Consider the following 23,728-nt stretch of genomic DNA (forward strand, 5'->3'; position numbering starts at 1 on the left):
GTCCTACAAAACTGTGTCTTGGCGAACACAGTTTCTGGCCGCTTACCCATGTTATAGCCAGGAAGAGTTTCGACGGATGACCGGGCCCTTGCCCGAGTCGTCCATTTGCGTTTACCGGTGGCAGCCTGAAGAGTGCGGGGGCAGCGAACGAATGGCGACGAAAGCGGCGCAGACGGCAGAAGTGTCGGAGCAGCGGGAAGAGGAAGCCAATGGCCCTCTGATGGACGGCATGGCCATTGCCGTCAAAAAGATGATCGCGCGTGGGAAAGAACGCGGATACGTCACCTATGACGAACTGAACGCGGCCCTGCCGCCGGACAGTTCGTCCTCTGAACAGATTGAAGACACGATGGCCTTGTTGTCCGAAATGGGCATCAATGTTGTCGAGGCCGAAGAAGCTGACGAAAGCAGTGGTGGCGAGGGCGAGGGCGAAGGCCGTCAGTCCGGTAATCTGGACGACGACGATATCGGCCGTACCGACGATCCGGTGCGCATGTATTTGCGCGAAATGGGGTCGGTGGAACTGCTGAGCCGCGAGGGCGAAATCGCCATCGCCAAGCGCATCGAGGCCGGTCGTGAGATGATGATCGGCGCGATCTGTGAATCGCCGCTGACCATCCAGGCCATCATCGAATGGCATCAGTCGCTGCAAGATGGCAAAATGCTGCTGCGCGACATTATTGATCTGGATGCCTCCTACGGTGTTGACCCGGAAGCCGGTGAGTTGCCGCCCGAAGCGCTGGACGGTCCCGCCGTCGAGCGTGAGGAAGAGGAAGGTGAGCGCCCCGAGGGTGAAGGTGCGGTTGCCGGTGAGAGCGAGGAGGAAGGCAATGTCTCCCTCTCCGCCATGGAAGCCGAGTTGAAGCCAAAGGTTCTGGAGACCTTCGGCAAGATCGAAGAGACCTATGAGCGCCTGCATAAATTGCAGGAAGAGCGCCTGAACCTGCTGCAGAGCGGACAGGATCTGCCCAAAGGGTCAGACAAGAAGTACGATAAAGTGAAGGCCGAACTGACCGAACTGGTCAATTCCGTGCGCCTGAACAACGGTCGTATTGAGCAGTTGGTCGAGCAGCTCTACGCCCTGAACCGCAAGCTGTTGGGCTTTGAGGGCCGTCTGCTGCGTCTGGCCACCGATTGCCGGGTGAAGCGCGAGGATTTCCTGCAGCACTATTACGGGTCGGAGTTGGATCCGAAATGGTTGGATCGCTGCAAAAGCATCTCCAAGGCCTGGGCCAAGTTCGCCGAGCGTTCGTCCTATGAGGTGGGCCGCGTCCGCGAGAGCATCGCGGAAGTGTCCAGCCAGGCCCGTCTACCCATTGGTGAATTCCGCCGCATCGTTTCGACCGTGCAGAAGGGTGAGAAGGAAGCCAGCCGGGCCAAGAAGGAGATGGTGGAGGCCAACCTGCGCCTCGTTATCTCCATCGCCAAGAAGTACACGAACCGCGGCTTGCAGTTCCTGGACCTGATCCAGGAAGGCAATATCGGCCTGATGAAGGCCGTGGATAAGTTCGAGTATCGGCGCGGCTACAAGTTCTCCACCTATGCCACCTGGTGGATCCGGCAGGCCATCACACGGTCGATTGCCGACCAGGCCCGCACCATCCGTATTCCCGTGCACATGATCGAAACGATCAACAAGCTGGTGCGCACCAGCCGCCAGATGCTGCATGAGATCGGGCGCGAGCCGACGCCGGAGGAACTGGCCGAGCGGTTGATGATGCCGCTGGAAAAGGTTCGCAAGGTCCTGAAAATTGCCAAGGAGCCGATCAGCCTTGAGACGCCGATCGGTGACGAGGAGGATAGCCATCTGGGTGATTTCATCGAGGATAAGAACGCCGTTCTGCCCCTCGATGCCGCCATCCAGGCCAATCTGCGCGAAACCACGACCCGTATACTGGCCACGCTGACGGCCCGTGAAGAGCGCGTGCTGCGCATGCGTTTTGGCATCGGCATGAACACAGATCACACGCTGGAAGAGGTGGGTCAGCAGTTCAGCGTGACGCGCGAGCGTATCCGCCAGATCGAGGCCAAGGCTCTTCGCAAGCTGAAGCACCCGTCCCGGAGCCGCAAGCTGCGCAGCTTCCTGGATACGTGATCCGGGTCAGTCCCAACGAAAAGGCCGGCCTACAACGCCGGCCTTTTTTGTTGGGTCTGAAACCGCGCGGGTTTACCGTCGCGTCCGTGGTTCGATTGCCTTATGAAGTAATCAGATCCCATCGACATGGCCATCAGCGCCCAGGCGGTAGAATACCCGAAACAACCGCACCGGCAGGCAGCAATGCCCGGGTCTGACAAAGTCGTCACCAGATCCAAGCAGCGGATGTTCGGTCAGCCATTCGCAGGCGGCTCGGGTCAGGCGTAGGCAGCGTTCTGCCTGCGCCTTTCCCCCAATGTCCAACGCGGCTTCCCGATGTCGGAATGCTTGCCATATCGGCACCAATATCGCCGGTTGCGTGGGTGCAGATAATCAATAAACCAACTCGTCCTCGCCCTTGCCGCTGGCGATAACGATTTCGCCGCGCGCGGCCATGTCCTTGGTCAGCTGCACCATGTACATCTGCGCCTCGTCCACATCACGCAGGCGGACCGGGCCCATAGCGCCCATATCCTCGCGCATGATCTTAGCGGCGCGTTCGGACATATTGGTGAAGAACAAGTCCTTCAGCGTGTCCGACGCACCCTTCAGCGCGGTGGCCAGCTTTTGCTTGTCGACCGAGCGCAACAGGGTCTGGATGCCGCTGGGGTCCAGCTTGGACAGATCCTCGAAGGTGAACATCAGGGCGCGGATACGTTCCGCGCTGTCGCGGTTGCGTTCTTCCAGGGCGGCGATGAAGCGGCTTTCGGTGTTGCGGTCAAAGCTGTTGAAGATTTCCGCCATCATCTCGTGTGCGTCGCGGCGGTTGGTGCGGGCCAGGTTCGACATGAATTCGGTGCGCAGGGTGCGCTCGATATCGTCGATAACTTCCTTCTGCACCGCCTCCATGCGCAGCATACGCATGATGACTTCCATCGCAAAGCTTTCGGGCAGAAGTTGGAGCACGCGGCCGGCATGGTCGCCCTTGATCTTGGACATGATCACGGCGACGGTCTGCGGATATTCATTCTTCAGGTAGTTGGCGAGCACCTGCTCGTTCACATTGGTCAGCTTGTCCCACATGGTACGACCGGCAGGACCACGGATTTCCTCCATGATCTGGTCGACCTTGTCCTTGGGCAGGACCTTGGTCAGCAGTCGTTCGGTGCTGTCGAACGAACCGACCAGCGACCCAGTGGAACTGATCTGCTCTGCGAACTCCACGAACAGGCGTTCAACCAGATTGGAACTGACCGAGCCCAGGTTGGCCATGGTCTGGGACAGTTCCTTGATCTCGTCGTCGCCCATCAGGGCGAACAGCTTCGATGCGATTTCCTCGCCCAGCGCCAGCATCAGGATGGAGGCCTTTTCAGGCCCCGTCAGGCCACGATAATCCTCACGAACGCGCATCGCCATGGCGGCCACTCCAACGCTACGAAGGCCGGCAGGAAAGGCCGGTCCACACACTTGGCGGGGAATCTAGCACACCGATTCGCCAAGGTGAATCCGTCACGTAAACGAAAGCGTACGGGTTACGGTCCGCCGGCCAGGGCGCGGCGCCGTTCTTCCCAGCTGACTTCATCAGCGATGGGGGAAAAGGGGGTGCGCGGCAACTCCGCCTTCATGCCAGGGCAATCACGCGGCCCGTCATAGGCGCGGCCTGCCAGATAACCGAGGGTAGACCCCACACCGGCGCCCGCCAGACCCTTGGCTGCGGTTGTCACGCTGCTGTCATTGCCATCACCTAGCGCCATGCCTGCCATCAGACCGACAGCGGCACCGATCCAGGTACCGGCCTGCGCACCTTTCTGGCTGCGGCCGGTACAGGGCGGGGGCAATCCTGCCCGTAAGCGCAAGTCCGCATCGTCCAGCGACACTACTTCACCCGGCAAGGGTGTGTCTGCCGGCAGGGGCTTAAATGTATTGGCCACCGGATCGGCGGCGGAAGCGGGCTGGACGCTCAGCAGGCAAAGGACCGTGATCGCAATACTGCCCGCTTTCATGATGTCACCGGCGTCCGTCCCAGAATTCCAGCGGCGCTGATACCGACGGAGCGCCCAGGATGTTGCCGCCATACTTATGGCGCAGGAAACTTTCATTATAATTCAGGCGCGGCGTGCCATAGGAATAGCCATACGGCGTGTAGTAGCCGCGATTATTGGAATAGAACGGCTCCGCGTCGTAACCGATCTGACCGTCGCCCAGCAACTGGTTCGACCGGCGGGCACCATAGCCGCTGCTGAAGGATGGCATGTTGCCACTCACAGACAGGCTGAAGCCATCGGGTGCGCGCGGGGTGCTTTGACCAGACAGCGCCAGGGCTGCGGCAACGCTTGCCTCTGTTCCCGGGCGGGCAAAGGCCTGGGCGGCGGCACGTTCGCCGGGGGTCACGTCGCGGGTGATCGGCTTGAAGGTATTCACGGGCTTGCCCGCCTCCTCCGCCAGGGCCGGTGCCGATATCGGCAGAACCACCAGCAGGGCGGCGATACCGGCAGCGCGGGTGTGACGGGTGGCAGCGTTACGCATCGCAATTCTCTCCACTGCCGGGGCGGGGCCTGTCCAGAAGACCGGGCCTACGCCGCAATCGGGGGAACCGGGCCGTCCCACGGACGCCCGTATCATGGCCATAAGGTCATGCGTTGCGGCGTCCACGTCAAGGGGGCTGAGGGCACGGTTGCCCAGAAACACCCTTTTCCGTAGAAGGCGTCATCAGAAAGTGAACAACGATCAAGGCTGAATTATGGCGGCACCCGGCATGGCAGACGAGGACGAGCTCCGGGCGGGCCAGGGTGGCGGGCGGGCTTTTCACCATGCTAGGGTGCCCCGGCGATGCCTGAGAACCTGATCCCTCTATGCTGTATAGCCTTTATCGCGGCCTGACGCATCTGGCCGGTCCTGCCGTCCGTCGGATCTTGGACCGGCGCGCTGCGCGCGGCAAGGAGGACCCGGCCCGTCGGCATGAACGGCTGGGCCGACCAGTGCTGCCCCGCCCGCCCGCAGGGCTGATCTGGGTCCATGCAGCATCCGTGGGAGAGGCCCTGGCGGTCTTGCCGCTGGTCGACCGGCTGCTGTTGTTGGGGCCGCACCTTCAGGTCATGGTGACGACGGGCACAGTAACCTCTGCTGCCTTGATGGCAAGGCGGCTGCCGAGACCACGGGCCTTTCATCAGTATGTGCCGGTTGATCTGCCGGGTGCTGTGGATAGTTTTCTGGCCCATTGGCGGCCCGATCTGGTGCTGTGGGTGGAATCGGAATTCTGGCCCAATCTGCTCTCCGCCATCCGGCGGGCCGGTATTCCCTGCGCTCTGATCAATGCCCGGCTGTCGGCCCGAAGCTTTGGCCATTGGCGGCGGCTTCCGGGGACGGCCCGGCAGTTATTGTCCGTTTTCCAAATGGCCCTGGCCCAGACAGCGGTGGAGGCGGAACGGCTGTCCGCGCTGGGCATCGCGGATGTCCGGGCTGTGGGCAATCTGAAATATTCTGCCCCGCCCTTGCCTGCCGATCTGGCGGGGCTGGCGGCCCTGTCGGCCGCGATTGGGTCGCGCCCCGTCTGGACCGTCGCGAGCAGCCATGCGGGGGAGGAAGCGATGGCCATCGCGGCGCAGGTGGAACTGCGTCACCGTCTTCCCGACGCCCTGCTGCTGCTGGTGCCGCGCCATCCCGACCGGGGAGGTGAGGTGGCTGATCTCCTGAAGGCGTCGGGCCTGTCCTTCGCCCGGCGCAGCGAGGGGGGGCGGCCGGGGCCCGGGCATGGGGCCTTTCTGATGGATACGCTGGGGGAGATGGGGCTGGTCTTTCGTCTGGCGCCCGTGACCGTGATGGGCGGGTCCTTCATGCCGGTTGGCGGCCATAATCCGATCGAACCCGCCCTGTTGAACAGCGCCGTCATCCATGGCCCACATATGTTCAACTTCGCGGAGGTGGTGGGAGAGATGCAGGATGCCGGCGGGGTGTTGCCTGTGTCTGGTCCCGATCAGATCCCCGATGCTGTAGCGGGTCTGCTGTCCGATCCTTTACGGCGGCAGGCGCAGGCAGAGGCGGCGCGGGCCGTGGCCCTGCGCAACGCTACCGCCATCGACCGGGTGATGGCGGCCCTGTCCCCCCTGCTGAACCGGGCGGGGGTGGGTTGATGCGCGCTCCCGCTTTCTGGTACGCCCCGCCGGGCAGGCTTGCAACGCTGCTAACGCCCCTATCCTGGCTGTGGCGGGTGGCAGCTGTGTTGAGGTTACGGGTGCCTGTGAAGGTGCGGGTGCCGGTGCTGTGTGTGGGTAATCTGGTGGCAGGCGGCGCCGGCAAGACGCCGGTGGTGCAGGATCTGGTGGCCCGGTTGGGCGCACGCGGTGTGACCGCAGCGTCGCTGTCGCGTGGGCATGGCGGGCGGCTGCGCGGGCCGCTGCCGGTGGATCCCGCCCGGCACCACGCAGGGGATGTCGGGGATGAGCCGCTGTTGCTGGCCGCGACAGGTGCCGCCTGGATCGGGCGGGACCGCGTTGTAGCAGCCAATGCCATGGTGGAGACGGGCGTTCGCGCCATCATCCTGGATGATGGGTTCCAGAATCATGCCCTGCACAAGGACCTGTCGCTGATCGTTGTGGATGGCGGGACAGGGTTTGGCAATGGCCGCGTCATCCCGGCGGGGCCGCTGCGGGAGACGGTGTCGAACGGTCTGAGGCGCGCCGATGCGCTGGTGGTCATCGGCGACGGGCCAGGGGTGGCGACGGTGCCGCCCTTGGCAGGGGCACTACCGGTGTTAACGGCCCGGCTTTTGCCCGATGCGGCGTCAGTGGCGGGATTGCAGGGCCGGCCCCTGCTGGCCTTTGCCGGGATCGGGCGACCGGGCAAGTTTTTCGAGACTCTGCGCGATGCCGGTCTGTCCGTGGTGGCGGAGATGGCCTTCCCCGACCATCACCCGTTCAGCGCAGCGGACCTGTCCGCCCTGTTGGCGCGGGCAGAAGCGTTGGGCGCGACGCTGGTCACGACGGAGAAGGATGCGATGCGCCTGTCCCCCATCTGGCGGTCGCGTGTGGCGGTACTGCCAGTCTGCGTGTCGTGGGATGATCCGGCCATTGTGGAACGGCTGCTGGACCGGGTGATGGGGGTGCGCCATGGCTGACCATAGCCGCCTGCGCCGCCGGTTCGACCGGGTGATCGGTTACCGCCTACAGGCAATGCTGGTCTGGATGTTCATCGCGACCATGCGGCTTTTGTCGCCAGAGCGCGCATCGAACTTGGGCGGTAGCCTGCTGCGCCGGATCGGTCCCCGCCTGTCGCGGTCACGCCGCATGCGGCGTGACATTGTGCGCGCCCTGCCGGGGCTGGAGCCTGCGCGCGTTGATGCCATCGTCACCCAGGCCTGGGACAATCTGGGCCGCAACTTCGCCGAATATGTGCATCTGGACCGTATCGCGGCGGATTTCGACCGGTATGTTCAGGTCACAGGCCTGGAACATTTGCAGGCCCTGGTCAGCGATGACCGGCCCGGCATTGTCTTCACCGGTCACTTCGCCAATTGGGAACTATGCGCCATGGTGTCGGCGCGGGTCGGCCTGCACCTGACCTATGTGTTCCGCAAGCCCAACAATCCGTTCGTGGCCGACATGCTGGCCCGTGCCCGCGCGCCATTGGGCGGCACCATGGTGCCCAAGGGGCGGGAGGCGGCAAAGGGCCTGATGGCGGCCATCCGTACCGGCGGGCATGTCGGCCTGCTGGTCGATCAGAAACTGAATGAGGGGCCGCTGGTGCCTTTCCTGGGACGCGAGGCGCGGACGGGCACGGTGCTGGCCGATCTGGCCCTGCGCTATGATGCGCCAACTGTGCCCATCCGGGTGGAACGCACAGGGGCCGTGCGGTTCCGCGTCACCATCCTGCCGCCCTTGGAATTTGCCCGCACCGGCGACATGAGGGCCGACACGCTGGCGGCCATGAAGAGGGTCAATCAACTGCTGGAAGCCTGGGTGCGCGATCATCCCGGACAGTGGATGTGGCAGCACCGGCGCTGGCCGGATTAACCCTCACTCATACACCGCGTAATATTTCCTGGCCGGCTCCAGAATATCCCAGACGCCCGTGAAACCTGCCGGCATGACAAAGGCATCGCCAGCCACGAAGCGCCGTTGGGAGCCGTCGTCGCCCTTGACCAGCACCACACCTTCCAGCAGTTGGCAGAACTCATTCTCCGTGAACACCACGCGCCAGGAGCCGACGGCCCCGGTCCAGATGCCGCAATTGAAGCGGCCATCGGAACTGCTGAACCGGTTGCTGACGCTCTGGACCGGGTCGCCGGTCAGGATGCGGTCGGCGGCGGGGCGGTAGGTTTCGGGTGCCGGGCCAGGATCGGCCAGAGCAATAACGGGGGGGAAGGGGGCACTGGTCATCGTCACGCTCCTATCGCCTATCCTTGAAGAAATCACGCAACAAGGCCGCCGCCCGCGCCTCCCCGAACCCGCCATAGGCGTGGGGCGCGTGGTGGCAGGTCGGTTGCTGGAAAAAGCGGGGGCCATGGTCGACGGCCCCGCCCTTGGGATCATAGGCCGCGAAATAGACGCGCCGCAGCCGGGCAAAACTGATGGCCCCGGCGCACATGGCGCACGGTTCCAGGGTCACGTAGAGGTCCAAGCCGGGCAGTCGCGGGCTGTTCAGGGCGGATGCGGCCTGACGGATGGCCAGCACCTCGGCATGGGCGGTCGGGTCGGACAGTTCCTCCGTCCGGTTGCCGGCGGCCCCCAGCACCCGGCCCGTTGCCGGGTCCACCACAACAGCACCCACCGGCACCTCACCCCGCGCCGCGGCCTTTTCGGCTTCGGCAAAGGCGAGGTCCATGGGGGTGGGGGTGCGGGGAGTGTCTGTCATGATGCGCGCAAGGCTGCATGGGACGGTCGCGCCCGTCAAGGTGGGGGGCGGCTTGCGGCAATCTTGTTTCGCGCGTAATCTCCGCGCCCATGTCCCAGAACAGCTATGACCCCTTGCGTCAGGTGCCGGTTGATGCCGTTGCCGACGAAACCGACCTTGATGCCGCGCCCGAGCTTGCCGGGGGCGAACGCATTGCCAAACGTCTGGCCCGTGCCGGCGTCTGCTCCCGCCGTGATGCCGAACGCTGGATCGCCGAAGGCCGCGTCCGCGTCAATGGCGTGACCCTGGAAAGTCCGGCTTTCCTGGTCCGCGATGGTGACCGTATCCAGGTGGACGGCCAGAATGTGGGTGAGCCGGAACCGACCCGCCTGTGGCGCTATCACAAGCCGGAAGGGCTGGTGACGACGGCGCGCGACGAGAAGGGACGGGCCACCGTTTTTGACCATCTGCCCCACACCCTACCCCGCGTCATTTCCGTCGGGCGCCTGGACCTGGCGTCTGAAGGGTTGCTGCTGCTGACCAATGACGGGGCCCTGGCCCGGCATCTGGAGTTGCCGTCCACTGGCTGGCTGCGTCGGTACCGCATCCGTGTGCATGGTGTGCCGACGCCGGAAACCATGCGCAAGCTGGAAGAAGGCGTGGTCATCGAGGGGCTGGCCTATGGTCCGATCGAGACGGTGATCGACCGCACCGTCGGGTATAATTCCTGGCTGACTGTCGGTTTGCGTGAAGGCAAGAACCGTGAGGTTCGCCGCGTCTTTGAATGGCTGGGCCTGCCGGTCAGTCGTCTGATCCGCATTGCCTATGGCCCGTTCCAACTGGGCAAGCTGGAACCCGGTGCCGTGGAGGAAGTGCCCCGCCGCGTGCTGCGCGACCAGATGCCCGATTTCTTCCCTGCCGAGGAAGAGCCTGCGCCCGCTGATGCGCCGGCGAAGCCTGTATCCGGTGCTGCCCCGCGCATGCGCTATGACCGACTGCCCAAGGCGATGGCTGCTGCCGCCCCGTCCAGTGCCACCAAGGGCAAGGCCAAGCCGTCGGCGGCTAAGGCCCGCGACAGTGTGGAGCGCCTGATAGGCGGTGGTCGCAAGGCCGCCACAACCGCCACGACGCCCAAGCGCACGCCCTCGCCGTCGCGGGTGGAGGCCGAAGTGCCCAAGGCTGCCCGCCGTGGGGCCGGGGATCAGTTGAGCGACAGCGCCCGCCGCGCCGTTGCCAAGCTGGACCGGGCGCTGGCCGGTGCTGATATTCCCGATGACGACACCCCGTCCCGCCGGGGGCCGAAGCCGGCGCCCAAGCGCGCCACCGCCGCACCGGCCAAGCCGGCCAGGAGTTCCGGCGACATGGCAGCCAAGCCGCCCTCCAAGCCGCCCCAGAAGGCCCCTAAGGGCGGAGCGCCGCGTGCGGATCGTCGCCGGTAAGCATCGCGGCCGCCGGCTGGAAACGCCGGCGGGCCGTGACGTCCGCCCGACCAGTGACCGCACCCGCCAGTCGCTGTTCAACATCCTGTCGCATGGTGACTGGATGGAGGATGGCGCAGACGTGCTGGAAGGGGTGGACGTTCTGGACGCCTTCTGCGGTACCGGCGCCCTGGCGCTGGAGGCGCTGTCCTATGGCGCCGCGCGGGCAGCGCTGCTGGACAAGGCGCGATCATCGCTGGATATCGCGCGGCGGAATGCAGAGATGCTGGGGGAGGAGGCGCAGTGCCGCTTCATCCTGGGCGATGCCGCCAAGCCGCCGCCGGCCCCCTTCGCCGCGCGGCTGGTTTTTCTGGACCCTCCCTATGGCCAGGACCTGTCGCCGCCAGCCCTGGTTGCGTTGTCGCGGGCGGGATGGATCGCCCCCGGCGCTCTTGTCTGTGTGGAAGTGGGGGCCGATGATGGCTTCGTACCGCCAACCGGGTTCGATACGCTGGATGTGCGGGACTACAGTCAGGCGCGCATTCATTTTCTGCGCCATCTGGGATGATCACGCGGCGACGCTGGACCGCACGGCCACTTCCACACGATTGCGGCCGTTCTTTTTGGCGTCGTATAGCGCCTGATCGGCATGGTTGAGGGCGTCATCAAGGTTTAAGGCTGTGGCCTCTGTTGCCGCGGCGGCCAAGCCGACGGAAACGGTGACATGGCCGTGAGGGCTGCCGGTATGGCGAATGCCCAGGGCGACGACATCAGCCCGGATTCTTTCCGCCACGACCCGTGCGCCGGCCAGGTCGGTCTCGGTCAGCAGCACGGCAAACTCCTCACCGCCAATACGGGCGACAAGGTCACCGCCACGGGTGACGGCGCGGGTTACCGCCTGTGCCACGGATCGCAAAGTCGCGTCACCGGCACCGTGGCCATAGGTGTCGTTGAAGGATTTGAAAAGGTCGATATCGATCATCAGAACCGCCGCATTGTGTGCGGCGCGGCTGGCCTTGGCCTCTTCACGGCGCAGGATGTCTTCAAACATCCGTCGGTTGGCGATGCCGGTCAACGCGTCTGTGGTCGCCATCCGCTCCAGGGTGCCATTTGCCTGCGCCAGGGCTTGCTGTGCGCGGGCGCGCCGACCGGATTCGCGGTGGAACAGCACGATCAGGCTGATGATGCCCATCATCAGGACGGCGGTGGTGATACCGATGGTCCAGGCTTTGGCCCGCCAGTGCGACCAGACCTGTGACAGGGACTGTGTCATCTGTACCCGCATGGTGGAGCCTTCCACCGCCGTGGAGACGACCAACAGGTCATCGCCGGCGCTGCCCGGCTCGACATACACCGCCTGGGGCTTGCCAGCAGCGGCGGCCACCAGCGGGTCTTGACGCAGGTCGCGGCCGATGGCGCCCGGATCAGCCGGCTTCCGCGCCATCACCACGCCCTGGTCCAACAGAAGCGAGAGGTTGGCGCCGGGCTCCATCGTCAGGTCAGTCAGCAATCCGTCGAAGTAGGACAGCAGCATCGAGGCCACTACCACGCCCCGAAATGACCCGTCAGGATGGTTGAGCCGCATTGATAGCACGATCACCGGATCGCCGGACGTGGCCGAGACCATGGGCCCGCTGATCAACAGGGACGGATCATTATGGTCACGGTGATAGGCGAAATACGGTCGCCAGCCCCGGCTTTGCCCTTTGATATCGCTAAACCCGGACTCGGCCGTGATGATCCCGTTGGCATCGGTCACAAACAGAACGCCGAGCGCCTTCGGGGCAGCCGTGTGGGAGAACAGGACCGTGTCGTGCAGGTCGCGCGGTATACGCGCGAAAGCGTCGGAGGTCACCGTATCCCGCAGGGATGACAGCACGAAGCGGAACAGGTCGATATGGCGGGAAATATCACGGGCGATGGCGTTGGTCAGGTTGACGGCCGCCTCTTCGGCCTGAGCCCGTTCGTTGATCCGGTCCTGGTAAAGCTGGGACGAAATGATCACCGCCATGGCCATGGCCATGACCACGCCCAACCAAAGGCCCAGCCATTCGGCGCGATGGCGCGGCGGGCGGGTGGAGGTGGCCGTCACAAGGGCCGGGGCGGGTGAGAACAGATCGCTCATACCGCTAGCATATAGGCCCGTTACCAACGGCGCAGCACGGCAGACTAATACCGGTGGATAGGGTGGGGCCGATTTTGTCAGAACAGACGGCCCTGCGGCGGTATCTCGGCCTGTTTGCGGCTTCGGGCCGGTTTGGCCGACGGTGTTGGTGCCCCGATCACGGCGGGCCGATCCCCGTCCTGGAAGGCGATGGCCACCCGCTGCCCATCCATCAGATCGGCGGCCCTGGTTACCGGCTGCCCGTCAGCATCGGTGACCAGTGCGAAGCCGCGGGACAACACCCCGCGATGAGAGACACTTTCCAGCAGCCGCCCCAACTGCGCCAGCCGGTCCGCCTTGGCCGTCAACCCGGCCAGATGGGCCCGGTCGAGGCGCGGCGGCAGGTCGGCCAGCCGCGCCGTCCCATCAGCCAGGGACCGGCGCAGCGCGCGGTCCGACAGCCGGTCGGCAATCCGGTGATAACGCCCGTCCGACAGGCGCAAGGCCCCGTCCAGCCCGGTGCGCAGGGCGCGGGCCGCCCCGTCCAGCCGGGTGACGGCCAGCCGCAGAACATCGCGCGGATGGCGCAGCTTCAGCCCTAATTGCCGTACGGCCCCCTGGTTGCGCTCAATTCCTGCCCGCATGGACAAGGTCAGCCGTTCGCCCCGGTCATCCAAACGCTGGCTGAGGCCGTTCAGCAGGCTTTGCGGGTCACCCAGGCCCCGCGCCAGACCCTGCACCAGTGTCCGCCGCTGATCGAGCGCGCGGGTCATGGCCCGGTGCAGGCGGCGTTCATCGTCCAGCACCTGATCCAGCAGGTCGGCCCGCACCGGCACGGCCATTTCCGCGGCCGCCGTCGGTGTGGGCGCCCGCCGGTCGGACGCAAAATCAATCAGGGTTGTATCGGTCTCATGCCCAACGGCGGAGATCAGGGGGATGCGGCTCTCAGCGGCGGCCCTGACCACGATTTCCTCGTTAAAGGCCATCAGATCTTCCAGGCTGCCGCCGCCGCGTGCGACGATGAGCAGGTCGGGGCGCGGCACCGGTCCGCCGGGTTCCAGCCTGTTGAAGCCCTGAATGGCGCGGGCCACCTGCGCCGCTGCCCCTTCGCCCTGCACCGCGACGGGCCAGAGCAGGACAGGACGCGGGAACCGGTCGGCCAGACGGTGCAGGATATCGCGGATGACGGCCCCGGTCGGGCTGGTCACCACGCCGATGACACGGGGCAGGAAGGGCAGCGGCTTTTTGCGCTCCGCATCAAACAGCCCCTCGGCCGCCAGTCTTTTTTTCCGCTCCTCCAGCATTTTCAGCAGCGCCCCTTCGCCTGCCAGTTCCATGCTGTCGATGACAAGCTGGTACTGGCTGCGGCCGGGATATGTTGTCAGCTTGCCGGTACAGACCACCTCCATGCCTTCCTCGGGCCGGATGGAGAGGCGGGCCACCGTGCCTTTCCAGCACACGGCCTCGATCACGGCGGCATCATCCTTCAGCCGCAGATAGAGATGGCCGGAAGTGTGGCGTTTGGGCTGGCTGATCTCGCCGCGCACCCGGACATAGCCGAACGCATCCTCTACGGTCCGCTTTACGGACCGGGCCAGGTCGCTGACCGACTGTTCGGGCAGGTTGGTGCCGGGGCGGGTGGGGGCGAGGCCGGGATGTGAGGAGAAATCGCTCATGATCGCGCCATGATAGACGGACGGGCCGCCGCCCGGCAATGTGCAAGGCGCCCGCCGCACCCCCTGTCGCCCCCGTCACCCCTGCCCGAGGTCCGCTTGATCCCGCTTCTGTCCGATCCCGCCTGCTGGGCGTTGTTTGCCCTGTCGCTGGCGGCGGCCACCTTGCTGCCCGGCGGGTCGGAGGCGGCCCTAGTCGCCCTGCTGATCGACGGACAGCATCCGGCCTGGGCCCTGGTCCTGGTGGCGACGCTGGGCAATGTGCTGGGCGCCCTTATCAATTGGGGCCTGGGCCGGGGCCTGCGGCATCTGGTGGGGCGTCGCTGGTTCCCGGTGACGGCGGCGCAACTGGCGCGCGGCGAAGCCATCTTCACCCGGTACGGGGCCTGGACCCTGCTCTTTTCCTGGGTGCCGGTGATTGGCGATCCGCTGACGGTGGCGGCGGGCACGCTGGGCCTGCGCCTGCCGATCTTCCTGATCCTGGTGACGCTGGGCAAGGCGGCACGGTATGCCGTGCTGGCCGGCATCACGGTTGGATTGATCGGGTAAGGGCAGGTGTGCCGCCTCATTCCGGCACCGCATCTGTCCAGACCTTGAACCCGGCCAGGGTATTGGCCCCGAACGTGTGGGTCAGGGGTACGTCGGCGGCGTCGCGGCCGGTCGCGATCAGGATACGGCCGATGCGCCGTTGATTATTGCGCGGGTCAAACACATGCCAGCGCCCGCCCAGATAGACCTCCATCCAGGCGGCAAAATCCATCTCCGCATAGGGTGGGGGCTGTCCGATATCGCTGATATAGCCGGTGCAGTAGCGGGCCGGGATGTTCATGGCGCGGCAGAAGGCGACGGCCAGATGCGCATAATCCCGGCACACCCCGCGCCGTTCGGCATAGGCCTCCGACGCGGTGCGGGTGGGGCGGGAATGTTCATAGCCGAAGCGGATATGGGCATGCACAAAATCACAGATGGCCTGCACCCGGCCCCAGCCCAGGGGCGCGCCGGCGAACAGCCGCCAGGCCTCCGCCGACAGATTATCCGTCTCGCAATAACGGCTGGGCAGCAGATAGAGCAGCGTGTCGGCGGGCAGGTCCTGCACCGCATGCTGCATGGCGGAATAATCGACAGGATCGGGCAAGCCATCATCACGGATCACACTGTCGGTGCCCAGCACCAGCCGCCCCGCCGGGGCCAGCAGGCGCGAACACCAATTGCCGAAACTGTCGCGGTAAGAGGTGATGGGCACTGCCGGATGGGTGATCAGATGATCGGGCCGTTCCAACTGCGCCACGCGCGAATAATGCACGTTCAGCATGACGATCATGGCGGTTGGTTGCGGGAAATCATAGGTCAATTGGCAACCCAGATGAATGCGCGGCATGCCGCCCCCTGTGGTCGGAAATGTCTGCCGGACAAGCGGAAATATTCCCCCTGCTGTCTTGATGACCGTTCCCGCAGCGGCGGACCCCGATAACCACGCCCGACCCGACCAGGGACGCGAGGACCATGCTACGCCCCATGTTGCACTGCGGCCATGGCTAAAGCGGGGCGGGCGCGGGAATTCGGTGGGGACCGCGGCCGGGCGGGTCTGTGCAACAGGGTGGAACAGATTTTCAGGGGATGTTGCACGGGCGGCGGGTGGGGCCGTCTGCGCAACGCTGTGAAACATCGGTGCGGGGTGTGTTGCACAGGGGTGTGGGCGGGAAAGGGCGGAAAGCCGGGGGTGCGGGGGCAGCGGGCGGGGGCCTGCGCAACGTTGTGAAACACGATGAAGGGTGGTGTTGCACAGGGTGCTGCGGGCGGGGTGGGGTCTGTGCAACCTTGTGAAACAGGGATTTTGTGTCTCCCCCAGGGGGTGCGGTGGTTCCTGCGCAACGCTGTGCAACATCGTGCGAGGGGATGTTCCACAGGGGATGGGGGCGGGGATCGCCGGGGTTGGACGCCGCACTGCGGGGGGATTGGGTGGAGGTGCGGCGGCGGACATGGGGGCGGTGCCGGGGTGATTGATAGGATCATAAGCCTATCATGAATGGGGTGCGGCGGACAGAGTTAGGGCGGGCGGCGGGGCTGGCTTGACCTTTTCCGCCGCTTGTCGCCTATGATGATGCATGGACGCCAACACCCACCCGATGGACCGTGACGAGGTCCTGAACCGCCTGCGCCGGCATCAGCCGGCGTTGCGGGCGCTGGGCGTGCGCCATCTGTCCCTGTTCGGGTCGCTGGCCCGGCGGGAGGCGCGGGCCGACAGCGACGTGGATGTGCTGCTGGATATCGACCCCGCCACGCCCGTGTCGTTGTTGGGCATTGTCCGCATCCAGAATGACCTCTCCCGCCTTCTGGGCCGCCCCGTCGATGTGGCCGAGGCGGCGGCGATGAAGCCGGAGATGCGGGAGCGGGTGCTGCGGGAGGCGGTCAGTGCCTTCTGAACGCCCCCGGCAACGGTTCCAGGATGTTATTGGCAATATAGAATTACCTATCTTTTGTCTAATAGGTTATTTATTTTAGGTAAAATGACTATCTCAATAAGGTGATCTAAATCACTCATTCCACTATTGTTGCTGATTACTACATCAGCAATATCAGCTATTTTAGACGCCGCCGCCTCAATAGGCACTAGCATCAAGGCAGCCAAAGTGTTGTTAACAGCATCACCTCTTTGAATAAGTCTCATATTTAGTATGTGTGGTTCAACATCAACATAAACAATAAAAACCCTAGAATAAAATCCCTTTAATCCTTCGATTGTCTCAATGAGGCGTATGCCATCGAAGATTGGCACCTTGTCGGGGGTAGCCTTGAAATACAGCATCTCAGCAAATGCACGCCCATTATTCTCCCTTGCTAGTACTTCTCCGGTAGACTGAAGAGTCTTTCTATCCACGCTGAGGCCAACTCTACGGCAGTAATCTCTAATGACGTCGCTCACAGAAACCCGCTCACCGACCCTGTTGGCGATTAGCTTTGCTGTCGTGGATTTTCCAGAACCCGACAATCCGCATACTGCAACAGCAAACATACCAAACGCCTCATCCCTCGGAACTCATAAGGCTATGATACCCCCTTTTCAATGAGTTTGAACAGGGTTTGCGTTTCTTCAGTCTCTGACACAACTAATAGATTTTTAGCCTTCATACAACCGTGCATATCGTAGTGTCTAACTAAATACAAAAGTACTCGCTTCCCTTCATAGTAAACTAAAGAAAAATTGGCCTGCAGAGGGCAGTCGAATTGAAAATTATGGATAAATTTGTTGATGTGTCCTTGTAACGCTGCTTCGACCTGCGGGTGCGATTTGTGACTGTGTAGGAAAAGCTTGCCATCACGGGCCAATTTTTCTGAAACAATAAAAATATTGCTGCCAGTCAAGCGGTGCACTATCCTATTGTATGCTCTACTTAAATAATTGAGATCGCTATAATCGACAAGCCAGCTAAAATCTCCGGCATACACCACTACTTTTTTGGAGTTCTTGTAATACTTCTCCATCTGGATGAGTTCATTGTTCCAAAAAGATAGTGGTATTAAACACAGGGAGCCATATTTATTTGAGTTTCCTAATGGGATGCTGAAAAGGGTGAAAATGGCGCTAGCGGCAGCGCTAATTTGCCCAAGGTATGAACTCAGTGACTCGATTGAAGACTGGTAAAATTGTAGACTTCTCTCTGCTTTCTCGGGGGCATCTTGCTTTTCTATCCAAAACCCCAATACCGCATACGTGTAGTTGTCAGTGTTAATGTCTTGCTTTAGATCTTGCTTAAGAGAGCTTAAGTTCCACAGCAAAATAACGCTTAAAGAAATACACAACGCGCTTAAGTACTTTACTGTTATGGCAGCATACCGCCAAATGTTTACTATTTTTGACATTTATATCTCCCTCACGATATATACCTCTGCCAGCAGTTTTATTTTATCTCTCCCCTTGATGCAAATCACCCCCCTTACAACGCAATCTCTATCTGCTTCGACGTCAAAGAACTCAGATTTAAAGTATGCAAAAGACATATCTCGCAAGTCAAATAGCTTTTTCCAGGAAATCTTGAGGTTGCGTTGTCTGTATTTATTTCTAATCCAATACCCAAGCAATCTGGATAGATTAAAGCAAATAATTCTCCGTTTAATTATAATATATCTACAATCCTGGGTAAATATTTCTTGAATTCCCTCTGTATTGTGTGTAGTCCATGCCAGGAAATACTTTTCCCACAAACTCAGACTCTCTTGAAATAATTGCAGCATGTACCTTGATTTCCTCATCCATTGCAAAGGACTGTAACCATTCTGGGATTTTTAAAGTTGCACAAATCCTTATATTTCTATGAAAATTAACCCTGCCCAGAATATAATCTAGGATATTAGGGTAATCAATTACTATTGAAAAACTCCCAATCATTTTCTCGATAGACATATTGTCTAAATTCTCATACTGCTCACAAAAAAAGTACGATGCTAAACTGCCTCCATGATTGGGTTTCTTGCAAAAATAAGACTCTGCGTCAATTCCCAAAAAATTGCTGATTATGTCTGGTCGCGCTGGTGTATCTGGCAGTGAAAATATGATTTCATGCTGCTTATCCAAATATGAAATATGGGAGCCTGGGTGGAATCGCTGCCACATCTCGCCAAATCCACCGAATCCACACCCTATGTCATATAAGTGTTTTATCTTGTTGTCAGACGCTATCTCGAGTTCTCGCGCCAACACTGATATAATGGTTGATTTAGTAAAATTCTTAATATAATAAGCCTTATTAAAATTCAATGGGCCATCGCGGTAAATATCACAATAACTGGTTTCCCACTTATGTGTTTTTATTTTATTTTTTATTGCATTTGTATCGCTTGTATGAGTAAAAAAAAGAGGATGTCTTCTATTTATATGATCAATTCTCTCTCTTACAGCGCTTATTACTGTTTCGGAGGTCTTGTTATCTAATTTTAATTCGAGATTTCGCATTGTATGCCCTGCAACATGTCGCCCTATTTACTATTGATATATAGTGTCTCATGTATAGAAATCCAAGCCAAGTTCTTACTTTCCTCACGCCGCCGTGACCGCCGCCCGCTCAGCCGCGTCGGGGTCGTAGTTCAGGTTGGGGGCGAGCCAGCGTTCCATGTCGGGCAGGCTCATGCCCTTGCGGGTGGCGTAGTCGGCGACCTGGTCGCGTTCGATTTTGGCGACGCCGAAATATTTGGCGTCGGGGTGGGCGAAGTACCAGCCGCTGACCGCTGCTGTGGGCAGCATGGCGAAGCTTTCGGTGAGCGTGATGCCGGCGATGCTGGTGGCGTCCAGCAGGCGGAAGAGGGTGGATTTTTCCGTGTGGTCGGGGCAGGCGGGGTAGCCGGGGGCGGGGCGGATGCCGCGATATTCCTCGGCGATCAATTGTTCATTGGTCAGGGTCTCACCGGCGGCGTAGCCCCAGAGTTCGGTGCGGACGCGCTCATGCAGCCGTTCGGCAAAGGCCTCGGCCAGACGGTCGCCCAGGGCCTTTAGCAGGATGGCGCTGTAATCATCGTGCGCGGCCTCAAATTCCTTGGCGCGTTCGTCCAGGCCGATGCCCGCCGTGCAGGCAAAGCCACCGATCCAGTCGGCAATGCCGCTGGATTTAGGCGCGATATAGTCGGCCAACGACAGGTTCGCCCGCTCCCGGCCCGGATCGCGGGCCATCTGCTGGCGCAGCATGTGCAGGCGGTCCAGCACATTTTTGCGGGTGTTGTCGGTGTACAGCTCGATATCGTCGCCGATGCTGTTGGCGGGCCAGAGTGCGACCACGGCGTTGGCGCGCAGCCATTTTTCGCCCACGATCCGCTGCAGCATCGCCTGCGCATCGGCCCAGAGTGCGCGCGCACTTTCGCCGACCTTGTCATCCTCCAGGATGGCGGGGAAATTGCCGTGCAGTTCCCAGGCCTGGAAGAAGGGCTTCCAGTCGATGCGGGACACCAGCTCGGCCAGATCGTAATCGTCAAAGATGGTGACGCCGGGCTTCAACGGCTGCGGGGCGCTGTAGCTGGTCCAGTCCAGTTTCAGGGCATTCGCCTGCGCCTGGGTGAAGGGCAGGCGGCTGCGGGTCAGTTGGCTGGCGGCGTGCGCCTCGCGCATCTGGGCGTAATCGGCCTTGATACGGGCGGTATAGGCGGGGCCGTTGGTGGGGTTCAGCAGGCTTTGCGCCACGCCGACGGCGCGGCTGGCATCCAGCACATGCACCACGGGGCCGTCATAGTTGGGGTCGATCTTGACGGCGGTATGGACCTTGGACGTGGTGGCCCCGCCGATCAGCAGGGGCATCTTCATGCCGGTGCGCTGCATCTCGCGCGCGACATAGACCATCTCATCCAGGGACGGGGTGATCAGGCCGGACAGGCCGATGACGTTGCACTTATGGGCCTTGGCCTCGTCCAGGATCTTGGCGCAGGGGACCATGACGCCGAGGTCCACCACCTCAAAATTATTGCACTGAAGCACCACGCCCACGATGTTCTTGCCGATATCATGCACGTCGCCCTTGACGGTGGCCATCAGGACGCGGCCCGCCGGTTCGGACTTGGCGCCGTCCTTCTCCGCCTCGATATAGGGCAGCAGCCAGGCCACGGCCTTTTTCATGACGCGGGCGGATTTCACCACCTGTGGCAGGAACATCTTGCCAGCACCGAACAGGTCACCGACGACGTTCATGCCGTCCATCAGGGGGCCTTCGATGACATGCAGGGGGCGTTCGGCGGCCAGCCGCGCCTCCTCCACATCGGTGTCGATATATTCGTCGATGCCATGGACCAGGGCGTGGGCCAGACGTTCCTTGACCGGCAGGCCGCGCCAGGACAGGTCGGCGGCCTTCTTCTTCTCGCCACCCTTATACTTGTCGGCCACTTCCAGCAGGCGGTCGGTGGCATCCTCGCGGCGGTTGAGGATCACATCCTCCACCCGTTCGCGCAGTTCCTCCGGAATATCGTCGTACACCGGCAGTTCGCCGGCATTGACGATGCCCATATCCATGCCCGCCGGGATGGCGTGGTAGAGGAACACCGAATGCATGGCCGCGCGCACGGTATTGTTGCCGCGGAAGCTGAACGAGACGTTGGACAGGCCGCCGGAAATATGGGCGCCGGGGCATTCGCGGCGGATGTCGCGCGTCGCCTCGATAAAGTCCACCGCGTAATTGTTATGTTCCTCGATGCCGGTGGCGACGGCGAAGATGTTGGGGTCGAAGATGATGTCTTCGGGCGGGAAGCCAACCTTGTTCACCAGCACATCATAGGAGCGCTTGCAAATCTCCAGCTTGCGGGCGCGCGTGTCGGCCTGGCCCTTCTCGTCAAAGGCCATGACAACGACGGCGGCACCATAGCGGCGGATCTTTTTCGCCTGGGCGACAAACAGCTCCTCGCCTTCCTTCAGCGAGATGGAATTGACGATGGGCTTGCCCTGGACGTTTTTCAGGCCCGCCTCGATCACGCTCCATTTCGAGCTGTCGATCATGACCGGGACCCGCGCGATGTCGGGCTCCGAGGCGATCAGGCGCAGGAAACGGACCATCGCCGCCTCGCTGTCCAGCATCGCCTCGTCCATATTGACGTCGATCACCTGGGCGCCGTTGGTCACCTGCTCGCGCGCGATGTCGAGGGCGGCCTCGTAATTGCCTTCCAGCACCAGCTTTTTGAACTTGGCCGAGCCGGTGACGTTCGTGCGCTCGCCGATATTGATGAAGCTGGCGGTGCGGGGGGCGGTGGTCATGATCGGTCTCGGGGGCTTTGGCGGGGGAGGGACTTGGGGACGGCGGCGGCGGTGTGTTATGTTTGGTACATGAATGCGATGGAAGTTGGGGGCCGCGATGGATAACCACCTCGTCCTGGACCTGGATCCCACATTACGCGAGCGGCTGGAGCAACGCGCCCGTCAAAATGGACTGACGCTTGAGCAGGAAGCGCAACGCCTGTTGTCGGCTGGAACGACAATCTTGCCAGATGACCCGTCTTTACCGGCTGGGCAACGGATTGTCCGGCAATGTGCAGATTCCGGCGTTGGGTTCCTGGATGGTGAGGTTGTCGAGCTGCGGGGTGGCGGCCTGCTGATCCCGGATTTTGGCGAATGATCGTTCTGGATACCAACGTTCTGTCCGCCCTTATGGCGGCGAAACGCAATCCCGGAATCGTGGCCTGGGCAGACAGGTTCCGGGTCGAGGATTTCTGGACGACGACCATCAACATCTTCGAACTGCGCCACGGCATCGAAAGAGTGAAAGATGCTGTACGCCGGGCTGATCTGGACGCCATGTATAAACGAGTGATCCCGGCGATGATCGGCGATCGGTTGCTGTTGGTTGATGAGGTGTCAGCCCATGCCTCTGCCGTGCTGAAGGCCCGGCGGGAGAAGGACGGCATCGTACAGGAAATCCGCGATACGCTGATCGCCGGCATCTGCGTCGTCCATGGCGCGACGCTGGCCACGCGCAATGTCCGGCATTTCGCTGATGCAGGCGTCCAATTGGTCGATCCCTGGGATGAGGCGGCGAACACCTGATCCGTCCCCGCCTTAAAAGGCCGGCATCGTGAACGGTTCCAGCCCCGACAGGCGCATGGAGCGTTCAGGGCTGGCGGGTTCACGCGGCGGCAGGCCCTTCACACTTTGGGCGATGGCGCGGATATGGTCGGGGGTGGAGCCGCAGCAGCCGCCGACGATATTGACCAGCCCATCCCTGGCCCAGCCCTGAAGGTCGGCGGCCATATGTTCGGGCTTCTCGTCATACTGGCCAAACTCGTTGGGCAGGCCGGCATTGGGGTAGGCCGACACGAACACTTCGGCGATGCGCGACAGTTCCTGGATATAGGGGCGCATCAGATCGGCCCCCAGCGCGCAGTTCAGGCCGATGGAGAAGGGCTTCACATGGCGCAGGCTGTTCCAGAACGCCTCCGTCGTCTGGCCCGACAGGGTGCGGCCCGACCGGTCGGTGATGGTGCCGGAAATCAGGACGGGCAGATCCAGATCTTTTTCCTCCAGCACTTCCTCAATCGCGAAAAGGGCCGCCTTGGCGTTCAGCGTGTCGAAGATGGTTTCCACCATCAACACATCCGCGCCGCCGTCAATCAGGCCCGCCGTCTGTTCCTTGTAGGCCAGACGCAGCTCGTCAAAATCGACATTGCGGAAGCCGGGGTCGGTGACAACAGGGCTGATGCTGGCGGTGCGGTTGGTGGGGCCGAGCGCGCCGGCGACATAGCGCGGCTGGGTCGGGTCCGCCGCCTCTGCCAGGTCGGCAGCCTGCCGGGCCAGCTTGGCCCCTTCAAAGTTCAGCTCGTACGCCAGCTTTTCCATGCCGTAATCGGCCAGCGAAATGCTGGTGGAATTGAAAGTGTTGGTTTCGATGATATCGGCGCCTGCATCCAGATACTGGGCATGGATGTCATAGATGATCTTCGGCTGGGTCACCGACAGAAGGTCGTTATTGCCCTTCACATCATGGGCCCAGTCCGCAAAGCGCGTGCCGCGATAATCCGCTTCTTGCAGATTATGCCGCTGGATCATGGTGCCCATGGCGCCGTCGATCACCAGGATACGCTGGCGCGCAATGTCACGCAGCCGGGATAGCCGTTCAGCCCTGGTCATCTTATACCCTCCATCATCCAACCGGCGGGCACGGCATGGCGGCCC

At 62.0% G+C, this 23,728-nt stretch carries 23 protein-coding genes; 10 read left to right on the forward strand and 13 right to left on the reverse strand.

Annotation, left to right across the window (positions count from 1 at the left end; genetic code table 11):
• The first annotated feature begins 151 nt into the window (after nt 1–151).
• Nucleotides 152–2,095 carry an RNA polymerase sigma factor RpoD gene (gene rpoD / locus CHU95_RS17515; RefSeq protein ID WP_094457616.1) on the forward strand — a complete coding sequence of 648 codons (1,944 nt, stop codon included), beginning with the start codon at nt 152–154 and terminating at the stop codon, nt 2,093–2,095.
• Nucleotides 2,096–2,467: 372 nt separating this feature from the next.
• Here the strand turns inward: rpoD and fliG are convergent, their stop codons facing one another.
• The 3 genes from fliG to CHU95_RS17535 all read right to left on the reverse strand — a co-directional run bounded on the left by fliG (nt 2,468) and on the right by CHU95_RS17535 (nt 4,600).
• Nucleotides 2,468–3,490 carry a flagellar motor switch protein FliG gene (gene fliG / locus CHU95_RS17525; protein WP_094457618.1) on the reverse strand — a complete coding sequence of 341 codons (1,023 nt, stop codon included), beginning with the start codon at nt 3,488–3,490 and terminating at the stop codon, nt 2,468–2,470.
• Nucleotides 3,491–3,606: 116 nt separating this feature from the next.
• Complete coding sequence (locus CHU95_RS22755; RefSeq protein WP_094457619.1) at nt 3,607–4,077, reverse strand: hypothetical protein; 471 nt, start codon at nt 4,075–4,077, stop codon at nt 3,607–3,609.
• A gap of 4 nt (nt 4,078–4,081) precedes the next feature.
• On the reverse strand, nt 4,082–4,600 hold the full coding sequence (locus tag CHU95_RS17535; protein WP_094457620.1) for a hypothetical protein: 519 nt from the start codon (nt 4,598–4,600) through the stop codon (nt 4,082–4,084).
• Between the two features lie 326 nt (nt 4,601–4,926).
• Here CHU95_RS17535 and CHU95_RS17540 point away from each other — a divergent pair, with 326 nt between their 5' ends.
• The 3 genes from CHU95_RS17540 to CHU95_RS17550 are packed head-to-tail and all read left to right on the forward strand — an operon-like array spanning nt 4,927 to nt 8,082.
• The gene (locus CHU95_RS17540) at nt 4,927–6,204 is read left to right on the forward strand and encodes a 3-deoxy-D-manno-octulosonic acid transferase (protein ID WP_094457621.1); all 1,278 of its coding nucleotides are present in this window, start codon (nt 4,927–4,929) and stop codon (nt 6,202–6,204) included.
• Entirely contained in the window at nt 6,204–7,187 is a 984-nt protein-coding gene (gene lpxK / locus CHU95_RS17545) for a tetraacyldisaccharide 4'-kinase (RefSeq protein WP_094457622.1), read from the forward strand. The genes CHU95_RS17540 and lpxK overlap by 1 nt, the downstream gene beginning before the upstream one ends.
• The gene (locus CHU95_RS17550; protein ID WP_094457623.1) at nt 7,180–8,082 is read left to right on the forward strand and encodes an LpxL/LpxP family acyltransferase; all 903 of its coding nucleotides are present in this window, start codon (nt 7,180–7,182) and stop codon (nt 8,080–8,082) included. Before lpxK ends, CHU95_RS17550 begins: the two co-directional genes overlap by 8 nt.
• A gap of 3 nt (nt 8,083–8,085) precedes the next feature.
• Here the strand turns inward: CHU95_RS17550 and CHU95_RS17555 are convergent, their stop codons facing one another.
• Together CHU95_RS17555 and CHU95_RS17560 are read right to left on the reverse strand one after the other, a co-directional pair.
• On the reverse strand, nt 8,086–8,448 hold the full coding sequence (locus CHU95_RS17555) for a cupin domain-containing protein (RefSeq protein WP_094457624.1): 363 nt from the start codon (nt 8,446–8,448) through the stop codon (nt 8,086–8,088).
• Between the two features lie 10 nt (nt 8,449–8,458).
• On the reverse strand, nt 8,459–8,893 hold the full coding sequence (locus CHU95_RS17560; RefSeq protein ID WP_094457625.1) for a nucleoside deaminase: 435 nt from the start codon (nt 8,891–8,893) through the stop codon (nt 8,459–8,461).
• Between the two features lie 119 nt (nt 8,894–9,012).
• Here CHU95_RS17560 and CHU95_RS23150 point away from each other — a divergent pair, with 119 nt between their 5' ends.
• Both CHU95_RS23150 and CHU95_RS17570 read left to right on the forward strand, forming a co-directional pair.
• Nucleotides 9,013–10,341, forward strand: a complete 1,329-nt coding sequence (locus tag CHU95_RS23150; protein ID WP_094457626.1) for a pseudouridine synthase — start codon at nt 9,013–9,015, stop codon at nt 10,339–10,341.
• Nucleotides 10,322–10,888: an RsmD family RNA methyltransferase gene (locus tag CHU95_RS17570; protein ID WP_094457627.1), complete on the forward strand. Its 567-nt coding sequence runs from the start codon at nt 10,322–10,324 to the stop codon at nt 10,886–10,888. The genes CHU95_RS23150 and CHU95_RS17570 overlap by 20 nt, the downstream gene beginning before the upstream one ends.
• Here the strand turns inward: CHU95_RS17570 and CHU95_RS17575 are convergent, their stop codons facing one another.
• Together CHU95_RS17575 and xseA are read right to left on the reverse strand one after the other, a co-directional pair.
• Complete coding sequence (locus CHU95_RS17575; RefSeq protein ID WP_094457628.1) at nt 10,889–12,445, reverse strand: sensor domain-containing diguanylate cyclase; 1,557 nt, start codon at nt 12,443–12,445, stop codon at nt 10,889–10,891.
• 77 nt (nt 12,446–12,522) lie between these two features.
• The gene (gene xseA / locus CHU95_RS17580; RefSeq protein ID WP_094457969.1) at nt 12,523–14,100 is read right to left on the reverse strand and encodes an exodeoxyribonuclease VII large subunit; all 1,578 of its coding nucleotides are present in this window, start codon (nt 14,098–14,100) and stop codon (nt 12,523–12,525) included.
• A gap of 9 nt (nt 14,101–14,109) precedes the next feature.
• Here xseA and CHU95_RS17585 point away from each other — a divergent pair, with 9 nt between their 5' ends.
• Entirely contained in the window at nt 14,110–14,646 is a 537-nt protein-coding gene (locus CHU95_RS17585) for a YqaA family protein (protein ID WP_207762533.1), read from the forward strand.
• A 16-nt stretch (nt 14,647–14,662) separates the two neighbouring features.
• On the opposite strand, the gene CHU95_RS17590 is transcribed toward CHU95_RS17585, so the two are convergent.
• A complete protein-coding gene (locus tag CHU95_RS17590) occupies nt 14,663–15,475 on the reverse strand; it encodes a transglutaminase-like domain-containing protein (RefSeq protein ID WP_094457629.1) in 813 nt (270 codons plus the stop codon).
• Nucleotides 15,476–16,202: 727 nt separating this feature from the next.
• On the opposite strand from CHU95_RS17590, the gene CHU95_RS17595 reads away from it, so the two are divergent.
• Nucleotides 16,203–16,520 (forward strand): nucleotidyltransferase family protein, encoded by a 318-nt coding sequence (locus tag CHU95_RS17595; protein ID WP_094457630.1) that lies wholly within the window; start codon nt 16,203–16,205, stop codon nt 16,518–16,520.
• A 47-nt stretch (nt 16,521–16,567) separates the two neighbouring features.
• On the opposite strand, the gene CHU95_RS17600 is transcribed toward CHU95_RS17595, so the two are convergent.
• From CHU95_RS17600 to metH, 4 genes are all read right to left on the reverse strand, one after another.
• The gene (locus tag CHU95_RS17600) at nt 16,568–17,110 is read right to left on the reverse strand and encodes an AAA family ATPase (RefSeq protein WP_094457631.1); all 543 of its coding nucleotides are present in this window, start codon (nt 17,108–17,110) and stop codon (nt 16,568–16,570) included.
• Nucleotides 17,111–17,142: 32 nt separating this feature from the next.
• On the reverse strand, nt 17,143–17,958 hold the full coding sequence (locus tag CHU95_RS17605; protein WP_094457632.1) for a hypothetical protein: 816 nt from the start codon (nt 17,956–17,958) through the stop codon (nt 17,143–17,145).
• 265 nt (nt 17,959–18,223) lie between these two features.
• A complete protein-coding gene (locus tag CHU95_RS22160) occupies nt 18,224–19,048 on the reverse strand; it encodes a hypothetical protein (protein WP_133065560.1) in 825 nt (274 codons plus the stop codon).
• Between the two features lie 84 nt (nt 19,049–19,132).
• Entirely contained in the window at nt 19,133–21,817 is a 2,685-nt protein-coding gene (gene metH / locus CHU95_RS17615) for a methionine synthase (protein WP_094457634.1), read from the reverse strand.
• Between the two features lie 97 nt (nt 21,818–21,914).
• Here metH and CHU95_RS17620 point away from each other — a divergent pair, with 97 nt between their 5' ends.
• On the forward strand, nt 21,915–22,175 hold the full coding sequence (locus tag CHU95_RS17620; protein WP_094457635.1) for a FitA-like ribbon-helix-helix domain-containing protein: 261 nt from the start codon (nt 21,915–21,917) through the stop codon (nt 22,173–22,175).
• Nucleotides 22,172–22,603 (forward strand): PIN domain-containing protein, encoded by a 432-nt coding sequence (locus tag CHU95_RS17625; RefSeq protein ID WP_094457636.1) that lies wholly within the window; start codon nt 22,172–22,174, stop codon nt 22,601–22,603. Before CHU95_RS17620 ends, CHU95_RS17625 begins: the two co-directional genes overlap by 4 nt.
• 12 nt (nt 22,604–22,615) lie before the next feature.
• On the opposite strand, the gene CHU95_RS17630 is transcribed toward CHU95_RS17625, so the two are convergent.
• Entirely contained in the window at nt 22,616–23,683 is a 1,068-nt protein-coding gene (locus CHU95_RS17630; RefSeq protein ID WP_094457637.1) for a homocysteine S-methyltransferase family protein, read from the reverse strand.
• Between the last annotated feature and the right edge of the window lie 45 nt (nt 23,684–23,728).

This window comes from Niveispirillum lacus (assembly GCF_002251795.1).
Lineage (GTDB): Bacteria > Pseudomonadota > Alphaproteobacteria > Azospirillales > Azospirillaceae > Niveispirillum > Niveispirillum lacus.